This window comes from Blautia segnis (assembly GCF_014287535.1).
GTDB lineage: Bacteria > Bacillota > Clostridia > Lachnospirales > Lachnospiraceae > Blautia_A > Blautia_A acetigignens.
The window spans coordinates 114,958-131,290 of the sequence record NZ_JACOOT010000023.1 but is presented as its reverse complement, the minus strand read 5'-3'; the positions used below and the strand labels follow the sequence as shown (position 1 = coordinate 131,290).

At 46.0% G+C, this 16,333-nt stretch carries 19 protein-coding genes; 17 read left to right on the top strand and 2 right to left on the bottom strand.

The window, feature by feature from the left end:
• The first annotated feature begins 11 nt into the window (after positions 1 to 11).
• The 7 genes from H8S54_RS10395 (at position 12) to H8S54_RS10365 (ending at position 3,146) form a co-directional block, all read left to right on the top strand.
• Positions 12 to 185 (top strand): hypothetical protein, encoded by a 174-nt coding sequence (locus H8S54_RS10395; RefSeq protein ID WP_021925107.1) that lies wholly within the window; start codon positions 12 to 14, stop codon positions 183 to 185.
• A complete protein-coding gene (locus H8S54_RS10390) occupies positions 157 to 348 on the top strand; it encodes a hypothetical protein (RefSeq protein ID WP_147343010.1) in 192 nt (63 codons plus the stop codon). The genes H8S54_RS10395 and H8S54_RS10390 overlap by 29 nt, the downstream gene beginning before the upstream one ends.
• The gene (locus tag H8S54_RS10385; RefSeq protein ID WP_173765349.1) at positions 281 to 535 is read left to right on the top strand and encodes a sensor histidine kinase; all 255 of its coding nucleotides are present in this window, start codon (positions 281 to 283) and stop codon (positions 533 to 535) included. Before H8S54_RS10390 ends, H8S54_RS10385 begins: the two co-directional genes overlap by 68 nt.
• Positions 532 to 768 carry a response regulator gene (locus H8S54_RS19360; RefSeq protein ID WP_117853282.1) on the top strand — a complete coding sequence of 79 codons (237 nt, stop codon included), beginning with the start codon at positions 532 to 534 and terminating at the stop codon, positions 766 to 768. Before H8S54_RS10385 ends, H8S54_RS19360 begins: the two co-directional genes overlap by 4 nt.
• A gap of 45 nt (positions 769 to 813) precedes the next feature.
• A complete protein-coding gene (locus tag H8S54_RS10375) occupies positions 814 to 1,719 on the top strand; it encodes an AraC family transcriptional regulator (RefSeq protein WP_173765287.1) in 906 nt (301 codons plus the stop codon).
• Positions 1,720 to 1,731: 12 nt separating this feature from the next.
• Positions 1,732 to 2,469, top strand: coding sequence for a sulfite exporter TauE/SafE family protein (locus H8S54_RS10370; protein ID WP_173765289.1), 738 nt, complete (start codon positions 1,732 to 1,734; stop codon positions 2,467 to 2,469).
• A gap of 251 nt (positions 2,470 to 2,720) precedes the next feature.
• Positions 2,721 to 3,146 (top strand): hypothetical protein, encoded by a 426-nt coding sequence (locus H8S54_RS10365; protein ID WP_021925111.1) that lies wholly within the window; start codon positions 2,721 to 2,723, stop codon positions 3,144 to 3,146.
• Between the two features lie 116 nt (positions 3,147 to 3,262).
• Here H8S54_RS10365 and H8S54_RS10360 read toward each other — a convergent pair whose 3' ends face one another.
• Both H8S54_RS10360 and H8S54_RS10355 read right to left on the bottom strand, forming a co-directional pair.
• The gene (locus H8S54_RS10360; protein ID WP_186901457.1) at positions 3,263 to 4,639 is read right to left on the bottom strand and encodes an MATE family efflux transporter; all 1,377 of its coding nucleotides are present in this window, start codon (positions 4,637 to 4,639) and stop codon (positions 3,263 to 3,265) included.
• A gap of 44 nt (positions 4,640 to 4,683) precedes the next feature.
• Positions 4,684 to 5,322 (bottom strand): sugar O-acetyltransferase, encoded by a 639-nt coding sequence (locus tag H8S54_RS10355; RefSeq protein ID WP_186901456.1) that lies wholly within the window; start codon positions 5,320 to 5,322, stop codon positions 4,684 to 4,686.
• A gap of 208 nt (positions 5,323 to 5,530) precedes the next feature.
• On the opposite strand from H8S54_RS10355, the gene H8S54_RS10350 reads away from it, so the two are divergent.
• The 10 genes from H8S54_RS10350 to clpX all read left to right on the top strand — a co-directional run bounded on the left by H8S54_RS10350 (position 5,531) and on the right by clpX (position 16,320).
• Positions 5,531 to 6,676 carry a DnaJ C-terminal domain-containing protein gene (locus H8S54_RS10350; protein WP_186901455.1) on the top strand — a complete coding sequence of 382 codons (1,146 nt, stop codon included), beginning with the start codon at positions 5,531 to 5,533 and terminating at the stop codon, positions 6,674 to 6,676.
• A gap of 230 nt (positions 6,677 to 6,906) precedes the next feature.
• A complete protein-coding gene (locus H8S54_RS10345) occupies positions 6,907 to 7,377 on the top strand; it encodes a MarR family transcriptional regulator (protein WP_186901454.1) in 471 nt (156 codons plus the stop codon).
• A gap of 15 nt (positions 7,378 to 7,392) precedes the next feature.
• The gene (locus H8S54_RS10340) at positions 7,393 to 8,721 is read left to right on the top strand and encodes an MATE family efflux transporter (RefSeq protein ID WP_021925116.1); all 1,329 of its coding nucleotides are present in this window, start codon (positions 7,393 to 7,395) and stop codon (positions 8,719 to 8,721) included.
• Between the two features lie 162 nt (positions 8,722 to 8,883).
• Positions 8,884 to 10,428, top strand: a complete 1,545-nt coding sequence (gene malQ / locus H8S54_RS10335; RefSeq protein WP_117853365.1) for a 4-alpha-glucanotransferase — start codon at positions 8,884 to 8,886, stop codon at positions 10,426 to 10,428.
• Positions 10,429 to 10,509: 81 nt separating this feature from the next.
• Positions 10,510 to 10,968: a CYTH domain-containing protein gene (locus tag H8S54_RS10330; RefSeq protein ID WP_021925118.1), complete on the top strand. Its 459-nt coding sequence runs from the start codon at positions 10,510 to 10,512 to the stop codon at positions 10,966 to 10,968.
• Between the two features lie 146 nt (positions 10,969 to 11,114).
• Positions 11,115 to 11,909, top strand: a complete 795-nt coding sequence (gene proC, locus H8S54_RS10325) for a pyrroline-5-carboxylate reductase (RefSeq protein ID WP_021925119.1) — start codon at positions 11,115 to 11,117, stop codon at positions 11,907 to 11,909.
• Between the two features lie 153 nt (positions 11,910 to 12,062).
• Positions 12,063 to 12,614, top strand: a complete 552-nt coding sequence (locus H8S54_RS10320; protein ID WP_186901453.1) for a DJ-1 family glyoxalase III — start codon at positions 12,063 to 12,065, stop codon at positions 12,612 to 12,614.
• A gap of 218 nt (positions 12,615 to 12,832) precedes the next feature.
• On the top strand, positions 12,833 to 14,140 hold the full coding sequence (gene tig, locus H8S54_RS10315; protein ID WP_173765297.1) for a trigger factor: 1,308 nt from the start codon (positions 12,833 to 12,835) through the stop codon (positions 14,138 to 14,140).
• Positions 14,141 to 14,207: 67 nt separating this feature from the next.
• A complete protein-coding gene (clpP, locus tag H8S54_RS10310; protein WP_117853302.1) occupies positions 14,208 to 14,789 on the top strand; it encodes an ATP-dependent Clp endopeptidase proteolytic subunit ClpP in 582 nt (193 codons plus the stop codon).
• Between the two features lie 208 nt (positions 14,790 to 14,997).
• Positions 14,998 to 16,320, top strand: a complete 1,323-nt coding sequence (clpX, locus tag H8S54_RS10305) for an ATP-dependent Clp protease ATP-binding subunit ClpX (RefSeq protein ID WP_021925816.1) — start codon at positions 14,998 to 15,000, stop codon at positions 16,318 to 16,320.
• Positions 16,321 to 16,333: the final 13 nt, after the last annotated feature.

Genomic DNA, 16,333 nt, shown 5'->3' with positions numbered 1-16,333 from the left:
ACCTGTGCCAGATGAAATATATGCGTTTGGATGATGAACAGCATGTGCTTATGGGCTTTCGCATGGTGGACGATATTGTTGCAAATGAGAGAGAGCACAGGAAATCTCTGGCAAAGGCTGTGGCAGTGGCAGAACAGTCATACGCTGCCGCGGAGAATGCCAACAATTGCAGAGGCGCATCTTGACGATACCCAGAGAGTTCATGAATGCCTGATCACCACCAAGAAGCAGGAGCTTTTCATTGATATCTGCAATGTGATCCACGAGGACGTAGTGGGGGATTCCCTACGCCTTCAAAATTTCTGTTGGCCTGAAAGAGATTCCCTCCGGGTCTGCTTTTTACTCTGAATATGTTTTTACCTGCGAGGACAATGGATATGGAATGACGCCGGAGTTTGTGCAGCGCCTGTTTGTTCCTTTTGAGAGAGCAGAAGACGAGCGTCTGAAGGGCATTCAGGGAACCGGACTTGGAATGGTGATCACCAAGAATATTCTTCGGATGATGATCCAGCCACTTGTGAGAGCACTTCCCTGATCCTAGACAGCCTGGAAATTCAGAACCGCTATGTAACTACCGGACAGGAGGCCATCGACCTGGTCCGCTCTGCCAATGAGAAGAAGCGGCCTTTTGATATCTGTCTGATCGACTGGAAAATGCCGGATATGGACTGCATGGAGATCATCCGGCAGGCAAAGCGCTATGGCAGCAATGAAGGCGAAGATGATTTCCATGCGGGTAGGATAAGAAGAATAAAGACATTCATTTAGGCAGCCTTTGGGCGCTCAAATACACGGAAAGAAGAGGGGAAATTCATGAAGAAGATCAGGCAGATTCAGTTTCATGCAGGAAGCCAGGAGGAGTTGCTTCCGGATTTTGGGATGGATTTTCCTTATATTGCTTCAAGGGCAGAGCTGGATCAATATCCGGATCATTTTGTGCCCTGGCACTGGCATAAGGCCGTGGAGCTTTTTTATGTGGAAAGCGGGGAAGTGGAGTACAATCTCCCTAGTGGGAAAATCTGTTTTCCAGCAGGCAGCGGCGGACTTTTGAATTCTAATATTCTGCATGCTTCCAGAGGGATTTCATTGATCAATGAGAATGTTGAATTTTGCCATATCTTTGATGCGTCCCTGATTGCCGGCGGGCGCGGCAGCAGGATTGAAGAGAAATATGTACTGCCGCTTATTACAGTGCCGCAGGCGGAAATGATTGCATTATATCCGGGAAATCCGGTTCACCAGGAAATCCTGAAGATGATCCGGAATGCATTTGACATTTCCGAAAAGGAGTTTGGATTTGAAATTCATCTTCGGGCAGTGCTCTCTGAAATCTGGATTCGGATCTTCCAGCAGGCAGTTCCTCTTCTTGCACAGCCTCCCAAACTGCGCAAAAACAACGATAAAATCAAAGACCTGATGATCTATGTTCATCAGCACTATTCGGAAAAGCTGGTCATCTCCCAGCTGGCATCCGCAGTGTTCCTAAGCGAGCGGGAATGCTTCCGCATTTTCCAGGAATGCCTGCACATGACGCCCATGCAGTATATCCAGAACTATCGCCTCCAGATGGCCTGCCAGATGCTGGCGGAAACCCGCGCCTCCGTTACAGAGATCAGCCACGCCTGCGGCCTTGGAAGCAGCAGCTACTTCGGCAAGGTTTTCCGGGAATATATGAACTGCACTCCGGGAGAGTACAGGCAGAAGACGGAGCATAAATAGAGAGGAAATGTTATGTATCTATGGATCATAGCCGCTTTTACGGCTTACTTTATTAAGGGATTGTGCGGATTTGCAAATACGCTGGTGTTTACTTCGATTTTGAGCTTTGGCGCAGCCAATGCCAATATTTCGCCGGTGGAGCTGCTGATCGGGTATCCCACCAATTTTATCCTCACCTGGAAAAACAGGAAAAGCCTGGATTATAAGGTATATCTGCCGCTGGCAGCCCTTGTGCTGGCAGGCTGCATCCCGGGGGCTTTGCTTCTGAAAAATGCAGATGTAAGCAATATCAAGGTGATATTTGGCAATGTGGCAGTGCTCTTTGGGCTGGAAATGCTTTTTCGGGACAAGAAAAGGGTAGAGGGGAATCCGTTGTCCCAATCTTCGCCCAGGTCCAGGCTTACATTTGGAGCAGTTGGTTTGTTAGCTGGTGTTCTTTGCGGGCTATTTGGCGTTGGAGCACTTCTAGCAGTCTATGTGGACCGGGTGACGGACAGCGGAAGCGAGTTCAAGGCCAATATCAGCGCCGTATTTATTGCGGACAATACATTCCGGATTATTTTGTACAGTGCCCTTCATCTGCTTACCTTTGATACCCTAAAAAGTGCGCTTATGCTGATTCCTATTGCCATTCTGGGATTGTTTGCGGGAATGAAAAGCAGTTCCCTGCTGAAGGAAAAGACGGTACGGAGGATGATGGCAGTATTATTGATTCTGTCAGGTGTCTCACTGACACTGCAGAATATGTAGCAGTATGTGCCTGCCTGAAAAATGGCAGGATTTTAATACAAAATGGCAGAAAAAATGTATTGCAAAAATATAAAATGCACTATAATGATACTCGGGAGGATGAAATACAGGGGACGCAGCGATGCTGCATTTTTCATCCTCCTTACCTCTCAGAGTTCTGGATGAGGTTTGCAGATACAGAGTAACGGATTTTCGTATGTAGTGAGTGATGTCGCCGACAGGCGGCATTTTCGTTTCAGGAGGTACTTTATATGGAACCAGATCGTAAAACAGCAGAACAGGCATTAAAAGAAGCTTATCAGTCCAACCCCGGTGTATGGGTGGATCATTCCAGATATGTGGCACTGGCCTGCGAAAATATTGCACGCCGCTGTGCAGATCTGGATTCGGAGAAAGCATATATTCTAGAGCGTGGTTGGGAAAAGGCTGCCCAGATCTGTATTTCCCACGCATTTATGATCCAGGATATCCGCACCTTTATTGGCAAATTCGATGTCAGCGAGGAAGATTACCAGTTCATGGAACAGTTTGTGGATGTGACCATTCGGTACGGCGTTCATCCGGCTACCATAGACAGATGGAAAAAGATACTGGAAATAAAAGAATATTTTCAGGGGAAGATGGGCTGTCCCATTTATGAGGTACTTCCAGGAGTAGTGGAGAATAGCATGAAATGATAATATTGTTATGAATAAATTGTCCCAGGCATCTGCTGTACTTCCTGTAAAGTACATGCAGCCGCCTGGGATTTTTTATCAATGATTATGTTTTGGCGTAAGCCAGAGTATTTTGCTTAATTTTTTGAGCCAGCCGCTTTCAGCAGACTATGTCTGCAAATATACTGAAAAGTAATATAGAAAATAATTCCTTTCGCAACACTGGAAAGGGTTAGGGCCCACCAGATTCCATTCAGACCAAGGGAAGTGCCGGAAAGGATCAGTGCCAGCGGAATACGCATAACGGTAAGGGAAATGCTGATCACGCTGCAAAGCTGTGTCCTTCCAAGTCCGGAAAGTGCGCCAACGGTCATCATCTCGACGCTGAGCAGGATTTCAGAAAATCCGATGATCCGCAGATAATCAATAGAAAGCCGGACCACCTCCTCTTCATGGAAGAACAGCACGGAGATATACCTTGGGAAAAATACAAAGGCAATAGTGATTAGAGCTGTCCAGCACACCAGAAGCCGAAGGGAAATGCTGTATCCCTGTTTGATTCGGTCAACCTTCCTGGCTCCATAATTTTGTCCCATAAAAGCATTTAAAGCAGAACCAAAACCATCTGCTGTATTCCAGGAAAGAGACTCAATCTGTCCGCCAACACGCTGTACTGCGATTGCACCGGCGCCGAAACTGGAGACCATTCTGGTCAGGATCATAGAGATAATGCAGTAAATACTTCCCTGTAATGCAGTTGGGATTCCAATGCGGAATACACCTTTTACGTAAGAAAGTTCCGGCCTGGAAAGAAGCTGAATCTTTCGCAGAACATTGGAATCGCCATGATCGCGGATGATTCCGGTGATCAGAATCAGCAGAACCACGATCTGGGCGGTTACAGTTGCAGCGGCTGCTCCCACCACCTCCAGCCTTGGGAAAGGTCCTACGCCAAGTACCAGAAGAGGATCAAGGATCATGTTCAGAACCAGACCGAAAAAGTTGGCTTTCAGCGGTGTTTTGGAATCGCCCTGGGCTGTGAAAAGTCCGGTCAGCACCTGAGAAAGAAAGGAAAATAAAATCAGTCCGCAGGTGATGCGCATGTAAATTCTGGCGCTGTTGTAGGTTTCGGCATCTGTCAGGGTAAAGAACTTCAGCAGAGGACCTGTAAAGACCATACTGACTACAGTAACGAAAAGAGCGAAAAGTATGGTAAGCTGCAGAGCCGCCTGGGCAAAGCCAGCTGCAGATTTCCGGTCTCCTTTTCCAAGAGACTGGGCCATGTTTACCTGGCCGCCCATTCTCGTCAGGGAGGAAAATCCCTGGGAGAGCCATACGTACATGCCTCCTACGCCTACGCCAGCCACAGCCTTGGAGCCCAGCATCCCGATCCATGCCATGTCCGTAATGTTATATGCAGTGGAAAGGAAGGAAGATGCCATGATCGGCAGTGCCAGTTCTGCAAGAGTCCGTAAAATAGGACCGGATGTAAGATTTAATTGTTTGTTTTTCATGTTTTGTCCTTAGTTTATTTTATAGTGCAGTGTTTGGCGAAAAGTCAGCCAAGGGGAGTGTATGAGATGTCTCCTAAATTTTCCCAGTCAATGCGTTCCTTTTTATAGAAATACTCGCGCTCATGTTCCCCGATTTCCCGCAGCACACGGCAGGGATTGCCTACGGCCACCACATTCTCCGGAATGTCTTTTGTGACAACGCTGCCGGCACTGATGACAGAATTTTTCCCGATGGTAACACCAGGGACAATGACAGTTCCCGCACCTATCCATACATTTTCGCAGATATGGACTGGCTTATTGTACTGCATGGCTTTTTCGCGAAGTCCTGGATCGATGGGGTGGTTCGCTGTGGCAATGGTTACATTAGGCCCGAACATGACTTTGTCATCAATATAAATGTCCCCATCGTCCACCAGTGTGAGATTGAAATTGGCATACACACCGTTTCCGAAATGAACATTTTTTCCACCCCAGTTTGCACGAAATGGAAGCTCAATATAGCAGTTCTCTCCGCACTCGGCAAACATTTCTTTCATATAGCGCTCTTTTTCTGCAAACTGTGAAGGCTTCAGCTGATTAAACTCCCACAGCTTATCCATATACACAAACTGATCTCCCGTGATCTCCGGAAGATTAGGATTATAGATCAGCCCCTGCTCCATACGCTCTTTATGATTCATCTGATTTCCCTCCAAAAAAGAATTGTAAAGTGTTACTATTATAGCATAGAAAATGAAACAATGTGAAAAAATTATGAATTTCCCTATGTTTGCTTGACACTTGCACGAATGAATGTTATATTACGAATAGAACAAGAAAAATGATTTCCCCGGGAGTGATTCCGGGGAATTTGTGTAGGTTGAATTTGAGGAGTCAGAGGTGACCAATATGGGAGCAAAGAGAGATTATTATGAAGTGCTGGGAATTAACCGCAGCGCGGACAAAGATACAATAAAGAAAGCCTATCGTAAGATGGCGAAGAAATATCATCCTGATTCAAACGCAGGAAATGCAGATGCAGAAGAGAAATTCAAGGAAGTTACAGAAGCCTATAACGTGCTCAGTGACCCGGAGAAAAAGAAATTGTATGACCAGTTCGGCCATGCGGCATTTGAAGAAGGCGGCGGAGCAGGATATGGTGCCGGAGACTTTAACCAGTCAGGTTTTAACAGTTCTGGTTTCGGTGGTTTTGGCGGCTTTGGAAAAGGCCAGAGCGGTGCTTACAGAAGCCCGGACGGCAGCTATCAGGAATACCATTTTGAAGGCGGTGACATGGACGACATTCTGAAGAATCTGTTTGGAGGCGGCTTCGGAGGAAGCACATTCGGCCACGGCAGTTCCGCTCATGGCTTCGGCGGACACGGCTTTGGAGGTTCCGGCTTCGGAAGCCAGTTTGGCAGCGGCGCAGGCTTTAGCGGAAGCGGTTTTGATGGTTCCGGCTACAGCAGCGGCTTTGGCAGCGGCAGCTACCAGCAGAAAGGCCAGGATCTGAATGCGGAGATTTCCATCAGCTTCGACGAAGCGGCTCTTGGCTGCGACAAGCTGATCAATCTTTCCGACGCTGACGGAAAGGGCAAACAGACCCTGAAGGTTCACATCCCCGCAGGAATCGACAATGGAAAGAGCATCCGCTTAAGAGGCAAAGGTAACCCAGGCTATGGCGGTGCTCCGGCAGGTGACCTGCTTCTGAAGGTACATGTTGGAGAAAGAGCCGGATTTGAACGAAAAGGCGCAGACATTTACACCACTGTAAATATCCCGTTTCTGACAGCCGCTCTTGGCGGAGAAGCCAGAGTTCAGACCTTAAGCGGTCAGGTAATGTGCCGTATCCCGGAAGGTACCCAGTCCGGCAGCAAGATCCGTCTGAGAGGCAAAGGCATTCAGGTTATGGGCAAAGCCGGAGTCTACGGTGATCTGTACGTAACAATCCAGGTTCAGGTACCAAGAAACTTAAGTGAAGAATCCAAGAGGAAACTCCATGAATTTGACGCCAGCACCAGGATGACTGGAGCGAGAAATTCCCGGACAGCCTGAAAATAAAAAGAACATAAAAGAATAGCTTTGAAAAAGCAGTTTGCAAGTATGAGGAAAAGGCAATACAGCAGAATAAATGCTACTGTAAAAAATGCCAAACTTCACTATGCAAGCTGTTTTTTTATACCTTGACAATAATCCGAAATAGGACTATACTGCAAATAATCCGATTTCGGATTATTTTATCAAACCAAAGAAAAACTTCTTCGCAATCAGAAAGGGGAAAACAGATGAAAGAAATGACTTTCGAAGAATTTTCCAGAGAAGTGAACAATATTTACAAAAAAAACTGTGAAGTCTACTATAAGCTGGCATCGCACTTCGGAATGACAGAAACTATGGTTGATATTCTGTATTTTGTTCGGGAAAATGATGGCGGCTATACTCAGGCGCAGCTTTGTGAAAGCCTGCATCTCAGAAAGCAGACAGTAAACAGTGCATTAAAAAAGCTGGAAAAGGATGGCGTAATCTGTTTATCACAGGATTCTGGAAACAAGAAGAGCAAAACCATCCATTTTACTGAGAAAGGAAAAGAACTGGCGCAAAGTACAGTAGACCCGATTTTTGAGCTGGAACAAAGAGCATTTAAAAGACTTACATCCCAGGAAAGAGAAAATGTCCTTTATTACGGATATAGACATATTGACATACTGGAAGATGAAATGAAAAAGCTTCTGGAAAGAAATAAGAAAAAACAATAAGGAGAAATTTTATTTATGCAGATCAGATTATCCGATCATTTTACCTACAGCCGCTTGCTGCGTTTTACGCTGCCCTCTGTGGTTACGATGATCGTTGCCTCCATTTACAGCGTGGTAGATGGATTGTTTGTATCCAATCTTGTGGGAGCTATGGCACTTTCCGCAATTAACATTGCATTCCCGGTCGCCATGATTATCGGAGCTGTTGGATTTATGTTGGGAACGGGAGGCAGTGCACTGGTAGCCAAAACACTTGGAGAAGGGAAAAAGGAGCTGGCAAATCAGTATTTTTCCATGTTGATTTACAGTATTATAGGAATCGGTGCAATACTGACGGTAATTATTCTTATTTTTGTCCGTCCTATTATGCGCCTTGCAGGAGCCAGCGACCTTCTTATGGAAAGCAGTGTGACTTATGGGACTATCCTGATTAGTGGAAGTGTACCATTTATGCTGCAAGTCAGCTTCCAGAATTTCTTTGTGGTAAATGAAAAGCCTGTTCTTGGACTGGTGCTGTCCATTGCATCCGGCGTTACCAATATGGTGCTGGATTATGTATTTATTGCTGTGCTGAAAATGGGAGTAGCTGGTGCCGGGCTGGCAACGGTTATGGGATATGTGGTTGGCGGTGCAATTCCTCTGCTTTATTTTGCAAAGAAGAGAGAACATGGTCTGCAGCTGACCAGAACCAGATTTTATGGAAAACAGCTTCTTCAGGCTGCTTCCAATGGCTCCTCAGAACTTCTCAGCAATATTTCTGCTTCCCTGATCAGTATTTTATATAATATCCAGCTGATGAAAGTAATCGGGGAAATGGGAGTTGCGGCTTATTCTGTTATGATGTATGTAGATTTTGTTTTCCTAGCGGCATTTCTTGGTTTTTCATCAGGAAGTGCTCCAGTGGTCAGCTACCAGTATGGTGCGGGAAATCATAAAGAGTTAAAAAGCGTATTCCGAAAAAGTATCACGATCATTGGCATTACATCCGTGATCATGGTTGTAGTTTCTGAAGCTATCAGTTATCCGTTGTCAGCTGTTTTCGTGGGTTATGACAAAGAACTTCTGAATATGACTGTTCATGGCTTTCGGATTTTCGCACTGGGATATTTGTTAAGCGGAATTAATATTTATGCATCCTCTTTTTTCACTGCGCTGTGTAATGGTCCGCTGTCCGCATTCTTGTCTTTCACAAGAACCCTGATTTTTAGAGGAGGGATGGTATTGCTGCTTCCTGCTGTGCTGGGAATGGATGGAATCTGGGGTGCTATTGTAGTTGCAGAGGGACTGGGCATGGTATGTTCCCTGATCTGTTTTGTGAAAAACAGGAAAAAATATCATTATTAGGAAAAAATGCCATATTTCTTGAAAATTTAATATTGATTCTGTATGATGAAATGTGCCATGATACAAACAAGTATGTCAAACTGCGAAAGCTGCGGCGTCTGCAGCGGACATAGGGAAAGAATCAGGATTATGTTTCAGGATATTATGGAGGGAAAAATGGGAATTCAAAGAGAATGCGGCGTGCTGCTTCCAATCAGCAGCCTGCCGTCAAAATATGGAATTGGATGTTTTTCAAAAAGTGCTTATGAGTTTGTAGACCAGTTAAAGGCAGCAGGACAGGGCTGCTGGCAGATTCTGCCTCTTGGCCCTACCAGCTATGGGGATTCACCTTATCAGTCCTTCTCTACTTTTGCAGGAAATCCTTATTTCATCAGTCTTGAGGATCTGATTGAGGAAGGGGTTCTGACAAAGAAGGAATGCGATGCTGTGGATTTCGGATCCAGAGCAGATGATGTGGATTATGAGAAAATCTACAAGGGACGCTATAAGCTTCTTCGCAAGGCTTATGAGAGAAGCGATATCTCAAAGAATCCGGAGTTTGTCAGATTCCAGCAGGAGCAGGCACACTGGCTTGGTGATTATGCGCTTTTTATGGCAGTGAAGGATCGCTTCGGAGGAATTCCGTGGACCGAATGGGCGGAGGATATCCGTCTTCGCTGGAACAATGCGCTGGATTATTACAGAAGAGAGCTTTATTTCGAAATTGAATTTCAGGAATATATGCAGTTTAAATTCTATGAGCAGTGGGCGAAATTAAAAGCCTATGCAAACAAAAAAGGTATCCGTATTATCGGAGATATTCCCATCTATGTTGCCATGGACAGTGCAGATACCTGGGCGAATCCGGGACTTTTCAAGCTGGATGAGAACAATGAGCCTACACAGGTAGCAGGATGCCCGCCAGATGGATTTTCCGCAACAGGACAGCTCTGGGGCAATCCGCTGTACAGATGGGATGTGCACAGGAATACAGGCTTTGAGTGGTGGATGAAGCGTCTGGCGCACTGCTTTAATATGTATGATGTTGTCCGTATCGATCATTTCCGCGGTTTTGATGAATATTATGCAATTCCGTATGGAGATAAGACTGCGGAGCGCGGCTGGTGGGAAAAAGGACCTGGAATGGATCTGTTCCGCACCGTTTCCCAGAGACTGGGACAAAAAGACATTATTGCAGAGGATCTTGGCTTTATGACAGATTCTGTGAAGCGTCTTGTGGAGGAGAGCGGATATCCCAATATGAAGGTAATCGAGTTCGCTTTTGATGCCCGCGATACCGGAAATGCCAGCGATTATCTGCCGCATAATTATACAAACAACTGTGTGGTTTATACCGGAACTCATGACAATGAGACTCTTCTTGGCTGGTACAGTGATATTACGCCTGAGGAGCGTCATATGGTTCGTGAATATCTGTGGAATTTCCATGATGATGAGAAGGGAATCTGCAGAAACATGATCCGTCTGGTAATGGGAAGTGCGGCTGGAAGATGTATCATTCCAATCCAGGATTATCTGCAGCTGGATAATACGGCCCGGATCAACCAGCCGTCCACACTTGGTATCAACTGGAAATGGCGTCTGACAGAAGGCCAGTTTACAAAGGAACTGCAAAAAGAAATGCTGGCTCTTGTCACCAGATTCGGAAGAAGAAACTGGACTCCGGATCCTGTGGAAGAAGAGGATGAAGAAAAAGAGGAAGCTTAAGTGCTGCTGGACACGGAGTGAATAGTAATGCCTGAACTGCTTTAGGGCATGTTTGAAAAAGCTTTATCAGGAGGGAATTCTATGGAAATCGAGAGAAAATTTCTTGTGAAAAAAGAGAACCTTCCGGAAAATCTGGAGCAGTATCCCTGCAAGGTGATCGAACAGGGATATCTGTGCACAGAACCGGTGGTGCGGATTCGCAAGTCAAATGACAACTATTATCTCACCTATAAGTCAAAGGGACTTCTGGCAAGGGAGGAGTACAATCTGCCCTTGACGAAGGAGGCTTATGAGCACCTGAAGCTGAAGGCGGACGGAATCGTGATCTCCAAGGTGCGCTATGTGATTCCGGAGAAGGATGGACTGTCCATTGAACTGGATGTGTTCAAAGCACCTTATGAGGGCCTTCTTCTGGCTGAGGTAGAGTTCCCCTCCGAAGAAGCCGCCCACGCCTACCAGCCCCCCAGCTGGTTCGGCGAGGATGTGACCTACTCCACCGAGTACCACAACAGTACCCTAAGCAGGAAAAATATAAATTGACAAATATGTTTCGTAAAAAATAGCTGTCGAGACTCGCCAAAGTACAGGACAGCTATTTTTTTATGCCTATATATTGCACCTTAAATTTTTTTATTTTATAATGAGCCTTAACTGATGATTGGCTTACATGAGAGGAGCAGAAAAATATGAAAATTGGATTTATCGGATGTGGAAATATGGGGTCTGCGATGATCGGTGGAATCCTGAAAAAAGGTGTATTTGCGAAAGATGAGATTATTGTTTCAAATCTTACAGAAGAAGGAAGCAAAAGAAGCCGGGAAAAACTTGGGGTTGTCACAACTATGGACAACTGTGAAGTCGTAAAAAATGCAAATATTGTTATATTAGCTGTGAAGCCTCAGTTCTACGAAGAAGTAATCAGCCAGATCAAAGGCTGCCTGACACCGGATCACATGATCGTAGGAATTGCCCCCGGCAAAACTCTTGCATGGCTGGAAGAAAAATGCGAGCAGCCTCTGAAAGTGGTACGCCTGATGCCCAATACCCCGGCACAAGTAGGCGAAGGCATGACAGGCGCCTGCGCCAATGACCGCGTAACCAAAGAGGATCTGGACCAGATTCTTGCCATCACCAACAGCTTCGGACGCACAGAGGTAGTCCCGGAGCGTCTGATGGATGCAGTCGGAGCAGTCAGCGGATGCTCCCCCGCATATGTTTTTATGTTCATTGAAGCAATGGCAGACGCAGCAGTCGCACAGGGAATGCCAAGAAAGCAGGCTTATCAGTTTGCCTCCCAGTCTGTACTTGGAAGTGCCAAGATGGTTCTGGGAACTGGCATGCATCCGGGCGAACTTAAAGACATGGTCTGCTCCCCGGCCGGAACTACCATTGAAGGCGTCCGCACCCTTGAGAAAAACGGCTTCCGCAGCGCCGTATTCGAAGCACTCCAGGCAGCATCTGATAAAGGAAAACAAATGTAACCCTTAAAAAGATTTAATATTCACTTATAGCTGCAGTTTGACTGATATGCAGGTTATGAGCAAGTTAGTATATCGATAAGTTGATTGTTCGGAAAATTAGCTTGTTGATACAATGAATTTATCAATAGGAATCAAAATAAGGAGGACTTTCCCATGAGCAAAAAAGTATACATTTTTCTCGCAGACGGTTTCGAAGACATTGAAGGCCTGACCGTAGTAGACCTTATGCGAAGAGCTGGAATCACCATCACCACAGTTTCCATAAAAAACACAAAGCAGATCACAACTGCCCACAGCATCACCATGCTTACAGACCAGACTTTCGCGGAAACGGACTTCACGGATGCAGACATGCTGGTCCTTCCGGGAGGACAGCCTGGCACCACCAACCTTGGCGCATTTGCACCCCTCACCGACCTTCTGAAAAACTTCTATAATAATGGAGGCAGGATCGCAGCCATCTGTGCAGCACCCACCATATTTGCCCAGATCGGACTTTTACATGGAAAGAAAGCAACTGCATATCCATCCTGCATGGACGGATTAGGAGATGCAGTACGCCTGGAGGACAACGTAGTCGTGGACGGCAATATCACCACAAGCCGCGGCCTTGGAACTGCCATCGACTTCAGTCTTTCCCTGATTTCCCAGCTTCTTGGCCAGGAAAAAGCAGACCAGATCGCAGAATCTGTAGTATATAAGTAGGAATAACCGCCAAAAACTCTATTTTTTTCAGGAATAACAGGGAAAACCATAAAAAAACACTGGTGTTTTTAATCTGGTTGTGCTATACTTCTACAATGACTGTAATAATAGGGGGAAACCCTGCATTATGATTGAAAAACGGACAATGTCTATCCGCTATGCACATGCGGCTGCATTGGACCTGACATTTTACCTGAATATTAAGGAGGAACACGAAAATGAGTTTACAGGTGGAGAAATTAGAGAAAAACATGGCGAAACTTACCATCGAAGTTTCCGCTGAAGAGTTAGACAAAGCAATGGAGAAAGCTTACCAGAAACAGAAAAGCAGAATCAGCCTTCCAGGATTCCGTAAAGGAAAAGCTCCTAGAAAGATGATCGAGAGCATGTACGGTAAGGGAGTATTCATGGAAGATGCTGTGAATTCTCTTGTACCGCAGGAGTACAGCAAAGCAATTGCTGATTGCGACCTTGAAATCGTTTCCCAGCCAGAGATCAACGTTACACAGATGGAGCCAGGAAAGGCACTCATCTTCACAGCTGATGTTGCTACCAAGCCAGAGGTTACTCTTGGAGACTACAAGGGAGTAGAGGTTCCGAAGACTGAGATCGCTGTAACAGACGAGGAAGTTGACGCAGAAGTTAAGAAAGAGCAGGATAAGAACTCCAGAACAGTTGTTGTTGAGGATCGTGCAGCAGCAAACGGCGATATCACAACAATCGACTTCGAGGGATTTGTTGACGGCGTTGCATTTGACGGCGGCAAAGGATCTGACTACGCTCTTACACTTGGATCCGGCACATTCATTCCTGGATTTGAGGATCAGCTTGTTGGCGCTAACACAGGCGATCATGTAGAAGTTAAGGTTACTTTCCCGGAGGAATATCAGGCAAAAGAGCTTGCTGGCAAAGAAGCAGTATTCCAGTGCGATGTTAAGAAAATCGAGACCAAAGAGGTTCCGGAGCTTGACGATGAGTTCGCTAAGGACGTATCTGAGTTTGATACTCTTGCTGAGTACAAAGAAGACGTTAAGAAGAACCTGACAGAGAAGAAAGAAAAAGAAGCAAGAACTGCAAAAGAGAATGCAGCAGTAGATAAAGCAATCGAGAATGCACAGATGGATATTCCGGATCTTATGATCCAGACCCAGTGCCGTCAGATGATGGATGACTTTGCAAGAAGAATGCAGCAGCAGGGATTATCCATGGATCAGTACTTCCAGTTCACAGGCCAGAGCATGGACAAGATGATGGAAGACATGAAGCCGCAGGCTCTTAAGAGAATCCAGACAAGACTGGTTCTTGAGAAGATCGCTGAGACAGAGAATACACAGCCGTCTGAGGAAGAGATCACAGAAGAGATCCAGAAGATGGCAGACGCTTACAAGATGGAAGCTGACAAGATCAGAGAAGCAATCGGTGAGGACGGAATTGAGCAGCTGAAGAAAGATCTGTCTGTTCAGAAAGCAGTTACACTGATCGCTGACGCAGCTGTTGAGGCTGAGAAAGCAGCAGACGCTGAGTAATCAGATTTGAATGAAGGCACTCCTGACAGGCTCGGGAGTGCTTACCTGATAAGAAAAGAGGGAATATATGAGTTTAGTGCCTTATGTCATTGAGCAGACAAGCAGAGGGGAGAGAAGCTACGACATCTATTCAAGGCTTCTGAAGGACAGAATCATTTTCCTGGGAGAAGAAGTTAATGATGTAACTGCCAGCCTGGTAGTTGCAGAGCTGCTTTTTCTGGAAGCAGAGGATCCTGGAAAGGACATCCAGCTTTATATCAACAGCCCGGGCGGTTCCGTGACAGCTGGTATGGCAATTTATGATACCATGCAGTATATTAAGTGCGATGTTTCCACTATTTGTCTGGGAATGGCTGCCAGCATGGGAGCGTTCCTTCTTGCTGGCGGTACAAAGGGCAAGAGATTTGCACTGCCGAATTCTACGATCATGATCCACCAGCCTTCTGGCGGAGCCCAGGGACAGGCTACCGAGATCCAGATCGTGGCAGACCACATTGCCAAGACAAAGAGAACATTAAATGAGATCCTGGCAGCAAACACCGGACAGCCTCTTGAGGTTGTAGAGAAAGACACAGACCGCGACAATTATATGTCCGCAGAAGAAGCATTGGCTTATGGTCTGATCGATGGTGTTGTAGCCCACAAATAATATTGAAAACAAAAGAAACCCCGACCGGAGTTTTCTTTTGCATGCTACTGTAAGAAAAGACTCCTGAACTGACAGGAGTCTTATCTTGTAAAATGGGAAAATTTTGTAAAATAGGAATATTTTATAAAAAATTTCAAATTTTAATAAATAAAGAAATCTTTTTCTGAATAAAAGGCTTCTTTATGTAGAAAGGAAAAGTTAGAGATTCATGGCTGAGAAGATAAGAGAAGGAAAGGTAAGATGTTCCTTTTGCCAGAAAACCGAGGACCAGGTCCGCAAGCTGATCGCTGGACCGGATGGAGCCTACATCTGCGATGAGTGTGTGGGAATCTGCTCGGAGATCATGGAAGAAGAATTTGGAGGATACGATCAGGAAGATATTCTTGGATCAGAGATCAATCTGATGAAGCCAGAGGAAATCCATGCGATTCTGGACGACTATGTAATCGGACAGGATGAGGCCAAGAAAGCACTTTCTGTTGCTGTATACAATCATTACAAACGTGTCACTGCATCCAAGAACCTGGATGTGGAGCTTCAGAAGAGCAACATTCTGATGCTGGGACCAACTGGTTCCGGTAAGACCCTGCTTGCACAGACACTGGCGAGACTTCTGAATGTGCCATTTGCCATTGCAGATGCCACTACACTGACAGAGGCCGGATATGTAGGCGAGGATGTTGAGAATATCCTTCTGAAAATTATCCAGGCTGCTGACTATGATATTGACCGTGCGCAGTACGGAATTATTTATATCGATGAGATCGATAAGATCACACGTAAGTCTGAGAATGTATCCATCACCCGTGATGTTTCCGGTGAAGGTGTACAGCAGGCACTTCTGAAAATTCTGGAGGGAACTGTGGCAAGCGTTCCGCCTCAGGGAGGAAGAAAGCATCCCCATCAGGAATTTATTCAGATCGATACCACCAACATTCTGTTTATCTGCGGCGGTGCTTTTGACGGTCTGGAGAAGATCATTGAGGGCAGACAGGATACCAAGGCAATCGGCTTTGGTGCTGAGGTTGCTTCCAAGGAAGAGCAGAACGTGGGCGAGCTGTTTAAGCAGGTAATGCCGGAGGATCTGATCCGTTATGGCCTGATTCCGGAGTTTGTAGGACGTGTTCCGGTTGTGGTAACACTGGACGGACTTGACGAGAATGCGCTTCTTCGCATCCTTCAGGAGCCGAAGAATGCACTGACCAAGCAGTACCACAAGCTGTTTGAGCTTGACGGCGTGGAGCTTGACTTTGAGGATGAGGCACTTCGTGTTATGGCCAGAAAGTCTATGGAGCGTAAAACAGGAGCCAGAGGACTTCGTGCAATTATGGAGAGCACCCTTATGGATCTGATGTACAAGACTCCATCCGATGACACCATTCGTAAATGCATTATTACAAAAGAAGCTGTGGAGGGAACAGGTGAACCTCAGATCGTTCACGGGGAACCTCTGGTGCAGCAGGCAGGTGCTTCCAATACAGGCAGAAGAAACCAGCGTGCACGCAAGAAAGGCACTCCTGAAACAGCGTGAAGAAGGGACCTGA

Coding starts and splice junctions, on each gene's coding strand:
- clpX (WP_021925816.1), top strand. CDS start 14,998: ATGGCTGAGAAGATAAGAGAAGGAAAGGTAAGATGTTCCTTTTGCCAG.
- clpP (WP_117853302.1), top strand. CDS start 14,208: ATGAGTTTAGTGCCTTATGTCATTGAGCAGACAAGCAGAGGGGAGAGA.
- H8S54_RS10390 (WP_147343010.1), top strand. CDS start 157: ATGCCAACAATTGCAGAGGCGCATCTTGACGATACCCAGAGAGTTCAT.
- H8S54_RS10375 (WP_173765287.1), top strand. CDS start 814: ATGAAGAAGATCAGGCAGATTCAGTTTCATGCAGGAAGCCAGGAGGAG.
- H8S54_RS10365 (WP_021925111.1), top strand. CDS start 2,721: ATGGAACCAGATCGTAAAACAGCAGAACAGGCATTAAAAGAAGCTTAT.
- H8S54_RS10395 (WP_021925107.1), top strand. CDS start 12: ATGAAATATATGCGTTTGGATGATGAACAGCATGTGCTTATGGGCTTT.
- H8S54_RS10360 (WP_186901457.1), bottom strand. CDS start 4,639: ATGAAAAACAAACAATTAAATCTTACATCCGGTCCTATTTTACGGACT.
- H8S54_RS10340 (WP_021925116.1), top strand. CDS start 7,393: ATGCAGATCAGATTATCCGATCATTTTACCTACAGCCGCTTGCTGCGT.
- H8S54_RS10370 (WP_173765289.1), top strand. CDS start 1,732: ATGTATCTATGGATCATAGCCGCTTTTACGGCTTACTTTATTAAGGGA.
- H8S54_RS10355 (WP_186901456.1), bottom strand. CDS start 5,322: ATGAATCATAAAGAGCGTATGGAGCAGGGGCTGATCTATAATCCTAAT.
- H8S54_RS10320 (WP_186901453.1), top strand. CDS start 12,063: ATGAGCAAAAAAGTATACATTTTTCTCGCAGACGGTTTCGAAGACATT.
- H8S54_RS10345 (WP_186901454.1), top strand. CDS start 6,907: ATGAAAGAAATGACTTTCGAAGAATTTTCCAGAGAAGTGAACAATATT.
- H8S54_RS10330 (WP_021925118.1), top strand. CDS start 10,510: ATGGAAATCGAGAGAAAATTTCTTGTGAAAAAAGAGAACCTTCCGGAA.
- tig (WP_173765297.1), top strand. CDS start 12,833: ATGAGTTTACAGGTGGAGAAATTAGAGAAAAACATGGCGAAACTTACC.
- proC (WP_021925119.1), top strand. CDS start 11,115: ATGAAAATTGGATTTATCGGATGTGGAAATATGGGGTCTGCGATGATC.
- H8S54_RS10350 (WP_186901455.1), top strand. CDS start 5,531: ATGGGAGCAAAGAGAGATTATTATGAAGTGCTGGGAATTAACCGCAGC.